The organism is Amphritea balenae, from assembly GCF_003858655.1.
GTDB lineage: Bacteria > Pseudomonadota > Gammaproteobacteria > Pseudomonadales > Balneatricaceae > Amphritea > Amphritea balenae.
Genome location: NZ_RQXV01000001.1, coordinates 231,486 through 246,995, shown reverse-complemented (window position 1 = coordinate 246,995; position 15,510 = coordinate 231,486). Strand labels below are relative to the sequence as shown.

At 48.8% G+C, this 15,510-nt stretch carries 13 protein-coding genes; 9 read left to right on the top strand and 4 right to left on the bottom strand.

Annotation, left to right across the window (positions count from 1 at the left end; genetic code table 11):
* Positions 1-124: 124 nt before the first annotated feature.
* Positions 125-1,408 (bottom strand): NAD(P)/FAD-dependent oxidoreductase, encoded by a 1,284-nt coding sequence (locus tag EHS89_RS01225; RefSeq protein WP_124924285.1) that lies wholly within the window; start codon positions 1,406-1,408, stop codon positions 125-127.
* Between the two features lie 180 nt (positions 1,409-1,588).
* Entirely contained in the window at positions 1,589-2,527 is a 939-nt protein-coding gene (locus tag EHS89_RS01220) for a LysR family transcriptional regulator (RefSeq protein WP_124924284.1), read from the bottom strand.
* 171 nt (positions 2,528-2,698) lie between these two features.
* On the opposite strand from EHS89_RS01220, the gene EHS89_RS01215 reads away from it, so the two are divergent.
* The 4 genes from EHS89_RS01215 to EHS89_RS01200 all read left to right on the top strand — a co-directional run bounded on the left by EHS89_RS01215 (position 2,699) and on the right by EHS89_RS01200 (position 6,078).
* A complete protein-coding gene (locus EHS89_RS01215) occupies positions 2,699-3,712 on the top strand; it encodes a TRAP transporter substrate-binding protein (RefSeq protein ID WP_124924283.1) in 1,014 nt (337 codons plus the stop codon).
* A 61-nt stretch (positions 3,713-3,773) separates the two neighbouring features.
* Positions 3,774-4,304, top strand: a complete 531-nt coding sequence (locus EHS89_RS01210) for a TRAP transporter small permease subunit (protein WP_124924282.1) — start codon at positions 3,774-3,776, stop codon at positions 4,302-4,304.
* Positions 4,304-5,626 carry a TRAP transporter large permease gene (locus EHS89_RS01205; protein WP_124924281.1) on the top strand — a complete coding sequence of 441 codons (1,323 nt, stop codon included), beginning with the start codon at positions 4,304-4,306 and terminating at the stop codon, positions 5,624-5,626. Before EHS89_RS01210 ends, EHS89_RS01205 begins: the two co-directional genes overlap by 1 nt.
* 11 nt (positions 5,627-5,637) lie before the next feature.
* Positions 5,638-6,078: a universal stress protein gene (locus EHS89_RS01200; protein WP_124924280.1), complete on the top strand. Its 441-nt coding sequence runs from the start codon at positions 5,638-5,640 to the stop codon at positions 6,076-6,078.
* Here EHS89_RS01200 and EHS89_RS01195 read toward each other — a convergent pair.
* Positions 6,067-6,990, bottom strand: coding sequence for a LysR family transcriptional regulator (locus tag EHS89_RS01195; protein ID WP_124924279.1), 924 nt, complete (start codon positions 6,988-6,990; stop codon positions 6,067-6,069). The two genes, EHS89_RS01200 and EHS89_RS01195, sit on opposite strands and share 12 nt — an antisense overlap.
* A 166-nt stretch (positions 6,991-7,156) precedes the next feature.
* Here EHS89_RS01195 and EHS89_RS01190 point away from each other — a divergent pair, with 166 nt between their 5' ends.
* The 5 genes from EHS89_RS01190 (at position 7,157) to EHS89_RS01170 (ending at position 14,387) form a co-directional block, all read left to right on the top strand.
* Positions 7,157-8,620 (top strand): NAD-dependent succinate-semialdehyde dehydrogenase, encoded by a 1,464-nt coding sequence (locus EHS89_RS01190; RefSeq protein WP_124924278.1) that lies wholly within the window; start codon positions 7,157-7,159, stop codon positions 8,618-8,620.
* A gap of 193 nt (positions 8,621-8,813) precedes the next feature.
* Positions 8,814-10,166 carry an aminotransferase gene (locus EHS89_RS01185; protein ID WP_124924277.1) on the top strand — a complete coding sequence of 451 codons (1,353 nt, stop codon included), beginning with the start codon at positions 8,814-8,816 and terminating at the stop codon, positions 10,164-10,166.
* A 250-nt stretch (positions 10,167-10,416) separates the two neighbouring features.
* Positions 10,417-11,769: a DUF3422 family protein gene (locus EHS89_RS01180; protein WP_124924276.1), complete on the top strand. Its 1,353-nt coding sequence runs from the start codon at positions 10,417-10,419 to the stop codon at positions 11,767-11,769.
* A gap of 115 nt (positions 11,770-11,884) precedes the next feature.
* Positions 11,885-13,828 (top strand): RecQ family ATP-dependent DNA helicase, encoded by a 1,944-nt coding sequence (locus EHS89_RS01175; RefSeq protein ID WP_124924275.1) that lies wholly within the window; start codon positions 11,885-11,887, stop codon positions 13,826-13,828.
* 232 nt (positions 13,829-14,060) lie between these two features.
* Positions 14,061-14,387 (top strand): DUF1330 domain-containing protein, encoded by a 327-nt coding sequence (locus tag EHS89_RS01170; RefSeq protein WP_124924274.1) that lies wholly within the window; start codon positions 14,061-14,063, stop codon positions 14,385-14,387.
* Between the two features lie 77 nt (positions 14,388-14,464).
* Here the strand turns inward: EHS89_RS01170 and EHS89_RS01165 are convergent, their stop codons facing one another.
* The gene (locus EHS89_RS01165; protein WP_124924273.1) at positions 14,465-15,328 is read right to left on the bottom strand and encodes an aminotransferase class IV; all 864 of its coding nucleotides are present in this window, start codon (positions 15,326-15,328) and stop codon (positions 14,465-14,467) included.
* Positions 15,329-15,510 lie beyond the last annotated feature (182 nt).

Sequence of the window (15,510 nt, the reverse complement as noted above, 5' to 3'; positions counted from 1 at the left end):
AATTACAGAGAAGCGTTATGAGCGAAGCAGAGACAAGGCGTAAGCCTGTGAAGAGGCGCAGTGTACGAGTTGTACATGAGCATTCTGAACAGGCTTGCAACACAGTATCTGCAAGCGTAATAGCTTATATGCCTAACTTATCCCGCAGGGTGTAATACCAGGCCCCCATCGCAGTGTATGGAATACGGAATGTACGACCGCCAGGGAACGGATACTGAGGCAGACTGGCGAATACATCATAACGCTCTGCCTGACCCTTAATTGCGTCGGACAGAACCTTGCCTGCCAGGTGAGAACTGGTGACACCGTGGCCACTATAGCCCTGGGCATAGTAAATGTTACTGCCAATCCGGCCGAACTGCGGTAAGCGCATCAGAGTCAAAAGGAAGTTGCCGGTCCAGGCATAATCAACTTTAACCCCTTTCAACTGAGGGAAGGTTTTCAGCATATTAGGCACGATCAGTGATTCGATTTTATCAGGTTCACGGGCGCCATAGGTTACGCCACCACCGTAGATCAGACGACCATCGCCGGACAGGCGGAAGTAGTCCAGCAGGTAGTTGCAGTCTTCAACGCAGTTATCCTGTGGCAGAAGTTCTTTTTGTTGAGCGGCTGTCAGTGGCGCGGTGGTAATAACCTGAGTACCACATGGCATCGCTTTCTGCTCCAGCTTAGGGATAAGTCCACCCAGATAAGCATTACCGGCAACAATAACAAAGTCTGCCGTCACTGATCCGTTGCGAGTATGAATTTTTGCTTTTGTGCCTTCTTCAACATTGGTGACTTCTGAGTTTTCATAAATTACACCACCCAGTGATTCAACCGCCGCAGCTTCACCCAGTACCAGATTCAGAGGGTGGAAATGACCGCCACTCTTATCCAGCAGACCGCCTTCATAGCGACCGCTACCGATATACTGTTGTATGCTGTCAGCAGAAAGCATTTCAAGCTGTGTGTGACCATGGGCTTCCCACAGGGCTTTCTTATCTTGCATGTCCTGTAGCTGTTTTGTATTACAGGCGGCAAAGATGCCACCATTTTTCAGGTCACAGTTAATATTGTACTGCTCGACAAAGCGACGGATGATCTTGCCGCCTTCAAAGGCCATTTTACCCATCTCGCGGCCGGTATCTTTGCCGTAATGCTTTTCAATAAAATCGATATCCCGGCTATAGCTGTGCACTATCTGGCCGCCATTACGACCGGATGCCCCAAAACCGATACGGCTGCCTTCCAGAACAACAACTTTAAAACCCTGCTCGGCCAGATGTAGGGCTGAAGACATACCCGTATAACCTGCACCGATAATGCAGACATCGGCATTAATATGCTCATTCAGAGCCGGACGTAATGCTTTGTCATTGGCTGATGCAGCGTAGTATGAAGTGGTGTGGGATGGTGCTGACATAAATAAAACCTCTAAAACGGCCCACCTAGGGTATTACTGATACAAACTGCAGCAGTGAAACAGCGACTACAGTTTTTGACTATGTGCTTACGATAACCATTCATTCATGTGGGCCGCTATACCTATCAGGGTATAGAGGAGGGTATGGCTGTTATTTCTGATCAGCAGAAGCTGATCAAATTAGTAGGGTGCCGCCGTCTCTGCAACGTTGTGAATCTGTCGAATGGTTTCAAGAAACAGATCCCGTGCTCGGTTTGGCTGGGCAGATTTTTTACTGATGACAGCAACGCCTAATCTGAAATTTTTCATTTCTTTACCTATCGCTTTCAACTGCCCCTGCTTTACATATGGACTTGCTACCTGTTCTGGCAGGAAGCTGATAAAGAACCCGGACATTACCATCGCAATACGGGATTCGTAGTGGTATGAAGTTCCCGCAAGGTTCATCTGAGCCAGTTGATGATAGACCTCTTCATGGGGTTTTAAACCGGCATGGATCAGCTTGCTGCTATTGATTACCGCCTCAGTAATTTCCGCTTCGGGCAGATTAAAAAGCGGGTGCTGATGTCCGCAGTATATGTAGTTTACGTCGGTAAACAGGTGGATATAATTGAGGCCTTCAAACTGGCGGTGGTAGGGAATCATGGCGATATCGACTTCATTATTCAGAACCAGTTTTTCCATCACTGTCATATGTTCGACTTCGACCTGTAGCTCGACATCGGGTGCCTGCTGATAAAAGTGTCGGAATATCTCGGTTACTTTACAGCGGGGATCGGTACTGAAGGTATCACTTAACGCAATTTTCAGCAGTCCGGCCGGGCTTGACCCCAGATTGTTGATGGTATTGCGGAATTGATTCAACTGTTCGAGGAGCTGTTTAGTTTGCTGGTATACAACCGCACCTTCCTCGGTTAATGAAAATCCCGCCCGCCCCCGTTTACACAACGTCATATCCAGCCGTGATTCGAGTGCCGCAATATGATTGCTGATAGTCGGACGGCTGATATTCAGTTCAGTTTCAGCGGCTGAAAAACCACCGCAATCGACCACGGCTTTGAATATTTTGAGCTGTTTAATCTCAAAATCTCCCAGCTGTCCTAATGCCACTTTGCTCATAATTTTATCCGGCTGATTACTCTTTATTAGGTTTGATTATATATAGGTAAGCGTTTTTTTACGTAAAAAAACTCAAACCTTTGAGTGGAGATCTGTGGATTTAATCCTGTCGCGGCTTTTGTGACGATGTGCACAACCCAACCAATAACTATTACAAATCCAGGATGAATTATGTTTAAGACAATAAAAAAGACACTTTCTTCCTCAGCGCTCGCAGTAACGCTGGGTCTTACGACACTGGCAGCAGATCTGTCTGCTGCAGAACACAATTGGCGTTTCAGTAACCTATACGGTCGTGGTACCGCATTTGGTGAGGTGTATGAGAGCCTGGCGAAAAACATCGAAACTAAGTCAGAAGGTCGGATCAAGGTTCAGGTCCTGTACTCTGGTGAAGGGGTGGGGACCAGCGGGCTGTTGGGGGCTGTAAAGTCAGGTCTGGTGACGATGGGCGCGCCTTTCCAGTCAATGCATGCGGGTGAGTTGCCCGCCGGTGTTGTAGAGATTGGTCTGCCGGGTGGTACTGATGATCCTGCTGAGCTACAGGCTCTGTTTCATGATAAAGGCTGGGATAAAGTCCTGACTAAAGCATACGGTTCACAAGGTCTGGTTTGGCTTGAGCCCTACATCCAGCCACCGGTTTATATTCTGACCAAGCAAGAGATTAAGTCGGCTGAAGACTTTAAGGGCTTGAAAATCCGTGCACCGGGAGCATACGGAAAGTTCCTGCGTAATCTGGGAGCATCACCTGTTTCTCTGTCCTGGAGCGAAATCTATACCTCGCTGGCGACTGGCGTCATCGATGGCTCAATCGGCAGTAACATGATCGATCACCGCGATGGCAACCATGTTGAAGTGGCTAAGTATATGTACAAACTGCCGTTGGCGGGGGCTCAGGTACTGCCGGTTATCGTTAATCGAAGTGCCTGGAAGAAACTGCCTGAAGAGCTTCAGGCTGTCGTACAGGAAGCAACAGAGCAGCATGCGGCTGACCAGCTGCGTTTGTCGAAAAAGTGGGAATCTGAAGCGGTGGCTGAGATGGAAGCTAAAGGCTTGTTATGGAGTCCAGAGCCATCTGATGTAGACCGCAAAGCCTGGGCTGCTGCCGGTGCAGGTCTGTGGGATGAATATGCTGCCCAGGATAAGTACAGCAAAGAGCTGATCGATATCCTTCGCAATAGTAAGTAAGCATTTTCAGTAAGCAAAAAAGGGGTGCCTTGGTGCCCCTTTTTCTATTGTCGGTGTTGTTATGTTTGAAAAAATACTAAAAACGATTTGTTGCACTATTGATTGGGTGGTGCGTCAGGCGGGCTTGTTAGCATCTTTTATAATGCCGTTGCTGGCCTTTGTTGTCGCATTCGAAGTGTTCTCTCGATATGTACTGAGTAGCCCTACGATCTGGGCATTCGATCTTTCCCTGTTTATGTTTGGTTATCTGGCGGCTCTCGGTGGCGCCTATGCGCAGCAGAAACGGGCCCACATCAATGTCGATATTCTGTACCTGAAGGTCTCCCACAAAACCCGCTGTGTTTTTAATCTGGTGTCTTTTTCGTTAGCGATTTTCTTTCTGGTGATCATCGTCATGATGAGTTACGGAAAGTACGAAGAAGCGATTGAGTTTGATTACCGCCGTCAGAGTGAGTGGGCGCCGCCAATGTTTCATTTCTGGATCATGATGATGATTGCCGGAGGCTTGTTTATCGCCCAGCTGGCGAGAGACATGATGGCAGAGCTGTTTTTTATTCTGACCAGTAAAGTGCTTATTGAGGAGACTCAGTGATGGGTATTGAAATTTTAACGGTGGTGCTGCTGCTATGCATTCTGGTGTTCTTTGCGTTAGGTGCTCAGGTGGGGCTGGCATTAGGCGGCATCGCTATGGCCGTGGGCTATATGACCTGGGGTGATGGCATTTTTAATGTTATTCCCACTACGCTGGAAGCGACCTATTTCAGCTTTATTCTGCTGGCTATTCCGCTCTATATCTATATGGGACAACTGCTGACCAAGTCCGGTATTGGCGATGCCATGTTTAACTTCAGTCAGATGATTATTGGCAGAGTTCGGGGATCACTGGCGATCAGTGTGATCGGTGTCTGTTCAATGATTGGCGCTATGGTGGGTATTATCGGTGCCGGTATTATGACCTCCGGCAGTATCGCTTTGCGGCCGATGCTGGAACGAGGCTATAACAAACGCCTGGCCCTGGGCGTTATTATGGCCGGTGGTGGTCTGGGGATTCTTATTCCCCCCAGTATCCCGATGATTATGTTCGCAGCGTCCACTCAGAATTCGGTAGGCCGCATGTTCCTGGGAGCGATGGTGCCCGCGTTACTGACTGTCGTGCTGATGATTCTGTATGTGGTGATTAGCTGCAAACTTAATCCAGACCGAGCACCACGGGATATCGATAATAAAGATATTGTTAAACTGGAAGGGCGTGCAAAATTCAAGATTGCCCGGGATGGTCTGTTCTCAATTCTGCTGATTGTAGCGGTACTGGGCAGTATTATCAGCGGTATAGCAACACCGACAGAATCCGGGGCTATCGGTGTTGTCGGGGCGCTTATTCTGGCGATTATGTTTAAACGTTTTAAGCTGGATATGTTCCTGCATTCCGGCTTTCAAACTGCGACGCTGGTCAGCGTTGCTATGTGGATTATCTTCGGTGCTTCAGTATTCAGTAACTTCCATCTGCTAATGGGGGTACAGAGCATGGTGGCAGGTTTTACCGCTAGCCTGGATCTGCCGCCAATAATGATCATCATTATGTTCCAGCTGATAATGTTACTGCTGGGCTTCATTATTGATGAGTTTATTATCGTACTGATGTGCGCACCTCTGTTTACACCTATAGCAGTATCATTGGGCTACGACCCGATCTGGTTTGGTGTGCTGATGATTATCAATATCCTGATCGCTGTTCAGACACCGCCTTATGGTTTCGCACTGTTCTACCTTAAGGGAATCGCGCCGGCAGGTATCGGCATGTCAGAAATCTACAGATCTGTGACACCTTTTATTTTGCTTAATCTCACCGTTCTGATTCTCTGTATGCTGTTTCCCGATATTGTGCTTTGGCTTCCGAATCTGGTGATGAATTAAGGAATAACGTTATGTATAGCGACATTTTAATTCCTCTGGATCTGTCCCATAAGGAACAGGCAGAGGAGCTGGCCGCAGTGGCTGGCAAACTTGCTGCTGGTGAGCAGGCCAGGCTGCACTTATTGTATGTGGATCAGAGTTTCATACATCGCGCCAGTTATCCGCAGCTGGATGAGTCGGAGTTGACTGGTCATAAGTCGGATGCTCAGCAACAGATGAAGTATTTACTGACAGATCTGGCTAAGAACCTTGAACTGGTGATTCACTGCCGTAATGGCACTGCCCATGACCAGATACTAGAGTCCGCAGCTGAACTGGATGTCGACGCCATAGTAATGATGGCTCGAAAACCGGGCATTAGCAGCTATTTTATCGGCTCTAATGCCGAACGGGTTGTACGTCATGCACCCTGTTCAGTGTTTGTTATCCGGAGTGAGAATTCAAACAGCTGAATCGGATAAGCACTGACTAAACAGGTTGATAATCAGTTGGTTGCGTTGAGTTTTACGCCAGAATGCAGTGAAAGTGTTGGTGTAACCGTATTCGTTTGTAAGTAGTGGCTGAAGCGCCTGCTCTAGTCCCCAGCTATTAACCAGGTGGCGGGGCAGGAAACCGAGATAGTGACCACTGAGTATCAGTGTTGCCCGGGCTTCCTGATGATGTGCTTTTGCCTGTTTATTCCATTGACGCATGTCCGGGTGGATCTCCCGGCCGGGCATCAGTCGGGGGGATTCAACAAAGCGGTGCAGGCCCAGCTCCTGAGTGCTTATCGGTGTTTGCTTATTAAACAGAGGGTGGCCTTTAGCGCAGTAAAGTAGCATCTCTTCATCAAACAGTTTCAGGCTGGCCAGTTCCGGATACTGCTGGCTGATAACGGTGATTCCGATATCGACCTGTTGATTAAGCAGTGCGGTGATTACTTCATCGGAACTCAGGGTACTGATACGGATGTTTACATCCGGCGCCAGTTCAGAGAACCGGTCCAGTGCCTGCACAATACAGGAGTTATGGGCGCCAAGCATATGTTCAGCAAAGCCCAGATGGAGGTCACCCAGAATGCGATTATGAGAGCGGTTTATGGTATTGCGAAACTGATCCATCGCTGACAGCAGTTCCAGCGTGGCGTTGTAGACAACCTGACCCTGGTCGGTGACTGAGAAGCCTGCCCGGCCTCGTTCGCACAGTCGCATATCCAAGCGCTTTTCCAAATCAGAGATGTAGTTGGAAATTGTAGAGTTAGCCAGATTGAGCTGAATTTCAGCGGCAGTGAAACCACCTGCCTCAACCACGGTTTTGAATACCCGTAGCAGGCGGAGATCCATATCTGCCAGTTGACCGCTGAGCGCTGCTTTCTTACGACCCATAATAACTACCGTATTACTTTTGTATATTTAAATGTGAAGGTTTGAATTCAATTATATAAACAAAAGCGTTAACGATCTATAAATAGCTTAATTGGTAGCGCAGCCAATGGGTATTTGAGACATATTAAATATTAATTTTAATCCCAGGCACGCAGGAGAACATAGAATGACAATCAAGCTGAAAGATTCATCACTGTTAAAAACCCAGGCCTTTGTTGATGGTCAGTGGGTTGATGCTGATAGTGGTGAGACCTTTGCCGTGACTAATCCGGCAACCGGTGAGCATCTGGCCAATGTGGCCAGTGTCGGTGCAGCGGAAACCCGTCGTGCGATTGCCGCCGGTGAACGAGCGATGACCGCTTGGAAAGCACTGCCACCAAAGACCCGGTGTGACCTGTTAGAAAACTGGTATCAGTTGATCATTGAAAACACCGAAGACCTGGCGCTGATTATGACCACTGAGCAGGGTAAGACTCTGGCAGAGTCCCGCGGTGAGGTTGGCTACGGTGCATCCTTCATTAAGTGGTTCGCAGAAGAAGGGAAGCGGATTTACGGTGACATCATTCCGGGAGCAAGTGATCGCCGGGGCGTAGTTGTTAAGCAGCCTATCGGTGTAGTCGCAGCAATAACACCCTGGAATTTCCCCAATGCGATGATTACCCGTAAAGCGGGGCCGGCACTGGCAGTCGGCTGTGCGGTTGTGCTTAAGCCTGCCGCAGAGACTCCACTGTCTGCGCTGGCGCTGGTGGAGCTGGCTAACCGTGCCGGTCTGCCTGCGGGTCTGTTCAGTGTGCTGCCGGGTATGGACGCACCTGCTATCGGTGGTGAGATGACTTCCAATCCAACCGTTAAGAAGGTGACCTTCACCGGTTCCACACCGGTAGGCAAGCTGCTGATGAAGCAGTGTGCGGATACGGTTAAACGAACCTCAATGGAATTAGGTGGGAATGCACCGGTCATTATTTTTGATGATGCAGATCTGGATCTGGCAGTAACGGGGGCTGTAGCAGCTAAATACCGTAACTCAGGTCAGACCTGTATCTGTGCCAACCGATTGTTAGTGCAGGAAGGAATTTACGATTCATTTGTTGAGAAGTTTGCCGCTGCTGTAAACGAGTTCCGTATTGGTAATGGCTTAGAAGGGACGACCACTCACGGCCCGGTAATCACTGAAAAAGCCGCAGCTGAGATTCACGCGAAAGTTCAGAGTGCCGTTGCTGAAGGTGCCACGGTAGTGACGGGTGGTCAGCCGGGCGAGCAGGGTGGTTGCTTCTATCAGCCGACTATTCTGACCGATGTGAATGACTCTATGCGGGTGTTCCGCGAAGAGATCTTTGGTCCGGTTGCTCCGGTATTTAAGTTCTCCACGGAAGCCGAAGCGATCGCCATGGCCAATGACACTGAGTTTGGTCTGGCAGCCTATTTTTATACCGAAAGCATGGGCCGTAGCTGGCGGGTAGCCGAAGCAATTGATTATGGCATGGTCGGGGTCAATGAGACTGCGATCAGTTCTGAAGTGATCCCTTTTGGCGGTGTTAAAGAGTCAGGCCAGGGCCGTGAAGGGTCTAAGTATGGCTTGGATGATTATCTGGAAACTAAGTATATATGCATCGGCGGATTAAACCGCTGATTAAAGCTACTTTCAAAGCTGCCTGAATAGGAGATAGCGGCGTTAAATTGATTCTCAAAATGCTCACTTACAACAGTAAGCTGCGCTTTTTCGAATAAATTTGCCTTGCTCTATCCTATTCATTTCAGCTCTGAGCCGCAGTTTATAGAAGCAACGAATAAGCACCGTGAAGCTTATTTTGCCGGAGAATATTATGAGTGAAATTATCTACCCAACCACGAACCTGAAAGTAACCGAGACCCTGACTATTGAACGGGGAGACGGAGCTTATGTTTATGACACTGAAGGTAAGCAGTATTTAGAAGCACTTGCAGGGCTGTGGTGTACTTCGTTGGGTTATAACAACCGTGAGCTGATCGATACCACCACTGAGCAGATGGGTAAGCTGGCTTACTCGCATATGTTTGGCGGCAAGACCCATCAGGTGGGTATTGATCTGTCAGACAAGCTGGCGGCGATGGTGCCGGTAGAGAATGCCAAAGTATTTTTTGGTAATTCTGGTAGTGATGCTAATGATACCCACATTAAGATGTTGCGGTATTACTTTAATGCGATCGGTAAGCCTGAGAAGTTTAAGATTATTTCCCGTGAGCGCTCTTATCACGGAGTTACAGTAGCAGCGGCATCCCTGACCGGCTTGCCACCAAACCACACCAACTTTGATCTGCCGTTTGATGCGTTAGGAGTGTTGCGTACCGATGCACCGCATTACTATCGTAATGCCCTACCGGGTGAAAGCGAAGATCAGTTTGTTGACCGTATTGTTAACAACCTTGAAGCACTGATTCTGGCTGAAGGCGCTGACACTATTGCTGCGTTCATTGCCGAGCCGATCACCGGAGCCAGTGGCGTGATCGTACCGCCAAAGGGTTATTATCAGAAAATTCAGGCCGTACTGAATAAACACGGTATTCTGTTCTGGGCTGATGAGGTTATCACCGGCTTTGGCCGTACCGGCAATGACTTTGGTTGCACGACGATGGGCATCGAGAAGCCGGCAATGATGACGCTGGCCAAGCAGCTCTCTTCCGCTTATATGCCGATCAGTGCTTCTGTTATCCGTGGTGATATGTACGAAGCGATGATCGAACCAAGCGCTAAAGTGGGTGTGTTTGGCCATGGGTATACTTACTCTGGTCATCCGGTGGCTGCAGCTGTTGCACTTAAAACCCTGGAAATTTATGAGCGTGACAATATCTTTGGTCGTGCGGCAGAGTTGGGTGAGTATATGCAAACCCGTCTGCGTGAATTCCTGGATCACCCGCTGGTCGGAGAAGTCCGTGGTGAGGGAATGATTGCCGCTGTTGAGATGGTTGCAGACAAACAGACCGGCCAGCCGTTTGAGGGTGGTGCTGTAGGTACGTTTGCCATGCAGGCCTGTCAGGACCACGGCATGATTACCCGGGCAGTGGCCGCTAACTCACTGGCGTTCTGTCCACCGTTGATTGTTACGGTTGCCCAGATCGATGAAATGATCGAAAAACTGGGGCTGGCACTGAATGACACGCTGGATTTTGTGACTAAGCAAGGGTTGCTAGCTGCTTAATGGTTCAGATATTGATTGTTTAACTTCAAGCACGGCCTGATTGTTGTGAGGGACATGTAATCAGGTCGCCCCTGCTGTTATTTCCGCAATAACAGCCTATGTCCCTTAGATTCAGCTGGCTCCGTCGCAATGGCTGAATCACGCACTTGCTTTCTTGAGCACTGGTCCTGTACGGATCATCCTTCGGGGGGATTTATATCCCCCCATTTTTATTTATGATGGTCGGCAATAAAAATAAGAGGAAGCTTTGATGGCTTTTAATACTATTGAACAAGTGCCGCTGGTAAGTAACGGTCACTATAGCCAGCTGCGAAAGCATGAGCGCTTTAGTGAGAGTTATGCCGATCTGCATACCCGGCCATTCCCCATCGGTGATACGCCCCTGCGTGTATCCCATATCGCATTTTTTCATAGTAACGAGGCGGTGACTGACAGTGATGTTTCCGGCTCTGATGCTGAACTGATTCATCTGCAGGCGCTTTGTAAGCGTTACAGTGTTAATCCGCCGAAATTAGGTGAGTCCTGCTTTTATCAGAACTTTGGTGAGTTTGAGGTTCGTTGGGAGCGTCATACTGAATTCAGTAGCTATAGCTTTATGGTTTACGGTGTAGATTCATCACCTTTTGCACACCCCCCCATATCCCTGATTCCATCAGACTGGTTACAACAAGTGCCGGGAGAGGTGATCTCTGCGGTGCATATCGATGCGATGGAGAGTGGTACGCTGCCGGATCGGGAAACTCTCCGACAATATTTTGAAGGGCAGCGACTGTTGGCGTCGGAGCTACGTGATGGTGCCGCGACGATTTGGAGTGCTTTGCGCCTGCATACGGATGGCTTTAATCGTATTTTATTGCTTAATAACAGCATGAATGAATGCCAGAGTGGTCGGGTAGTACGGGCGCTGCTGGAGCTGGAAGCTTATCGTAATATGATGCTATTGGCATTTCCCGAAGCACAGCGGGTTAGTGCTCAGGTGAGTGATATGGAGGCGCAGCTAGCACGGCTGGTGCGTCAGATCAGCGGACGAAGAGATTCAGCAGAAGAGCAGCAACAGCTAGCTGAGTTATCGGACATGGCCGCAGCCATTGCAGAGCTTATCGCAGCTTCCCGCTACCGGTTTGATGCCGGACGGGCTTATTACCAGATGGTTCAGAGCCGATTGGATGAGTTGGAAGAACGAGAGATTAATGAGCTTCAAACCCTGTCGGCCTTTATTGACCGGCGCTTATCGCCAGCATTGCGAACGGTAGATGCCGCTAAGCGTCGGCTGGATGATCTGGCCGGCCGGGTCGACCGGGCGACTGACTTTTTACGCACCCGGATCGATATGGCGATTGAAGCTCAGAATCAGGCGCTGTTGCAATCGATGGACCGTCGGGCGCAAATGCAGTTCAGCTTACAGCAAACAGTCGAGGGACTGTCGGTGGTGGTGATCACGTATTATGTGCTGGCTCTCTGTGGCTATCTGCTGGATGCGGCCGATACATTTAACCTGGGATTCAGTAGTGCGCGGACTATAGCGATCATGTTACCTGTAGTGCTGTTGTCGGTATGGATACTCAGTCGCAGGCTAAGAAAGCGCATCAAAGGTATCGAATAAACGTCGTCATATCAGTAAATTCTGGACCGGCCGAGACTGAAGCAGGCTATCGCCGGTATAATCGGTGGTCCCGAATCTTCTGTTCAGATCGGGCCTCAGTCTTTAAGGATTAATTATGACCGTCGACCTGCATACTCCATTAACGCAATACTTTGGCTTCGATCAGTTTCGTCCCGGACAGGAGCAAACTATTGATCAGTTATTGCAGGGTGTGTCTTCGCTGGCAATTTTTCCGACGGGCTCCGGTAAATCGCTCTGCTATCAGTTAACCGCAACTCAGTTACCCCATCTGACTTTGGTGATATCCCCTTTGCTGGCCCTGATGAAAGACCAGCTCGAGTTTCTGGCAGCAAAAGGTATTGCCGCTGCCAGTATTGATTCTACGCTTACACCTGATCAGAACAGGCAGGTAATGGCGGATGTTCGTAGCGGCAAGACAAAAATCCTGATGGTGTCGGTAGAGCGTTTTAAGAATGAACGCTTCCGGCAGTTTATTCAGTCGGTACCGGTATCAATGCTGGTGGTGGATGAGGCGCACTGTATCTCTGAGTGGGGTCATAATTTCCGCCCGGATTACCTCAAATTACCCGCCTATCGAAAAGAGTTGAATATTCCTCTGGTGTTGCTGCTGACAGCGACGGCTACGCGAAAAGTAAAGCTCGATATGGCGCAGAAGTTTGCTATCGGTGAGCAGCATATAGTGCAAACCGGCTTTTATCGGGCTAACTTAGATCTGCAGGTGTTACCTGTGTCTGCTCAGGATAAAGAGCAGTGCTTGCAACAGTTGATACAGCAACAGAGTGGCGCGGGTATTGTCTACGTCACTCTGCAACATACCGCAGAGCAGGTTGCTGGGTTTCTGAGGCAGCAGGGTATTAATGCGGCGGCCTATCATGCCGGATTTGAAGATGAGAAGCGGCAGAAGATTCAGTCTGACTTTATGGCGGGCAGGCTGGATGTGGTTGTTGCGACTATCGCCTTTGGGATGGGTATCGATAAGTCGGATATCCGCTTTGTCATTCATTATGATCTGCCTAAGTCGATTGAAAACTATAGCCAGGAGATAGGCCGGGCAGGGCGGGATGGGCAACCTTCGAACTGTATCACCCTGGCTAATCTGGATGGTTTGAATACGGTTGAGAACTTTGTCTATGGCGATACACCTGAACTCAGGGGTATTGAATATGTGCTGAACACTATCCGTCAGGAATGTCAGAACCAGCAGTGGGAGCTACAGCTGTATGGTCTGTCTAATGCTAGTAACATCCGTCAGCTGCCGATGAAAACGCTGTTGGTTCAGTTAGAGCTACTAGGTGTGATTCGGCCTTTATACTCATACTTTGCCGATTTTAAATACAAACTGTTGCAACCAGAAAGCCAGATTCTTGCACGCTTCAACGGTGAGCGACAGGACTTTGTTCAATCAATCTTCGCTAACACAAGCTTTAAGCGGGTGTGGGGCAGTTTATCGTTTGACGCCCTGCAAAAGGCTTATAACTGTGACCGTAAGCGAATAGTGGCGGCGCTGGATTACCTGCAGGAACAGCAGTTAATCGAACTGGAAACTAAAAAGATTACTGAAGTATTTCAGGTTGATCAGGCTTTGTTGGCTGACGAAGGATTGGGGCAGAAGCTGTATGACTATTTTGCTGAGAAAGAGCAAAAAGAGGTCCGTCGTATCGCTTCGCTGGTTAATTTCTTTGAACTGGACAGCTGTCTGAGTCGAAACCTGTCACTCTATTTTGATGATAGTCAAACAGCACAAGACTGTGGTCATTGTTCAGTGTGTCGGGGGCAGCCAGCCAAACTAGCGTATTCTACAACCCCACAATGGCCTGATAACGAACAGATAAAATCGGATCTGAATGTATTGCAGCAACATCTGGCTGCTAAAACTCAACAGCAGTTATCCCTCGATACCTGCTGTCGCTTCCTGGCAGGTATCAGTGTGCCCTTGTTTGCCAGGAATAAAGTGCGGCAACTGAGTGGTTTTGGTTGTTGCGAAAGTCTGCGGTATCAGGAAATTCGCGAAAAAGTGAGCGCGCTTGGATTAGGTTGAGCGGGTATCAGGTTATCGTTTTTAAGGGCACAAGGTTCAGATTTTAGTTTTTAGCGGTAGTTAATGCGTTGTCAGTTTCAGTTTATTATGCCGCTCTTGTTATATCCCACCTGTTTTAATTACTTGTTGTTCTTCGATTTAGGTTTTATTCGGTCATTCTCTGTCAGTGTTGCTAAGCTTTAACGTTCTACCTTATTTGAATATTAATAGGTTTTTCTTAGGAGATATGAAGATGACAGTTTATGTAATAGCTGACGTGGAAGTAACCGACGATGCCTGGATTCCTGAATATGCACAAAAGGTTCATGATATTGTTCATAAGCACGGCGGTAAGTATCTGGCTCGCAGTGCTGATGTTGAAGTTCTTGAAGGAGAGCCTCTTCCTACCACGTTAATTGCGTTGCTGACTTTTCCTGATGCTGAATCGGCCAGGGCATTTGCCGCTGATCCACAATATGCTCCTTATGGCAGTAGCAGGCAGGCGGGATCTAATAGCAGGTTTCAGATGATAGATGACACAGATGTAGCGGGTACGATTCCGTATCTTGAAAAAGGCTAGATAGCTAAGGTTTTGCTCAGGTTTCGAATTAAAAAAAACGCGCCATAAGGCGCGTTTTTATTTACTGCAGCGTTTGCTCAGAAATCAAACTTAGATGCAGTGTAAACCTTGAATGCCTGTTCCCAGATCTCGCCAACTTCGCCGTTACCTACAGGCTGACCATCCAGCTTAGTGACCGGTGCGATCTCTTTAGAGGAAGAGGTGATCCACAATTCATCAGCGTTACGTACCTCATCCATAGTGATGATACGCTCTTCAACGTCCAGGTTGCCGTCAGACTTCAGGCTGTCCAGGATGATACGACGAGTGATACCTGGCAGGATCTGATTGTCCTGAATCGGGGTGCTGATCTTGCCGTCTTTAACAACGAAAACGTTACAAGAAGACCCTTCGGTCAGTTCGTTGTTAGCGTTGTACAGCAGCGCTTCGTCGGCACCGGTAGAGTAGCCTTCCTGGAAGTGCATTACGTTGCCCAGCAGTGCAGTGGACTTGATGTGGCAACGCTGCCAGCGCAGGTCTTCGGTAGATACCAGGCTGTACTGTGTTACTGCAGAGCGATCCAGTGGTTCAGGATCTTTGATGCCGAAGCAGAAGCAGAAGATGGTCGGCTCAACATTTTCCGGGTAAGGGTGGTAACGCTTCACGTCAGTACCACGGGAAATGTGAACATAAACACCCAGGTTTTCGCCCATGTCAGCATTGCGCTCTACCAGATCATCCAGCAGTGTTTTCCACTCTTCAGCAGTGTGGCTGTTTTTGATCTCGATAGCCGCCAGGCCATTGATCATACGGTTGATATGGGGCATCAGACCAACGGACTTACCGCCGTAGTATGGGATAACTTCGTAGATACCGTCGCCAAACAGGAAGCCGCGATCCAGTGGAGAGATGCGGGCTTCAGCCAGCGGCTGGTATTCGCCATTCAGATAAGAAATGCTCATATTAACCATCCTTTCAAACTTGTTAGGGGGCATTGCCTGTGACAAAACCGCAGCGGCAGTTGTGCCTCCGGCAACGATCCGGAATTCTTTGACACTCAGTTGTTAGTATAATTCGGCCGGGCTTCGGCCTGAGGACAACTTCTTGGTCGCTTACTTCTTTGTTGCTTAAACGTGCAGATTGC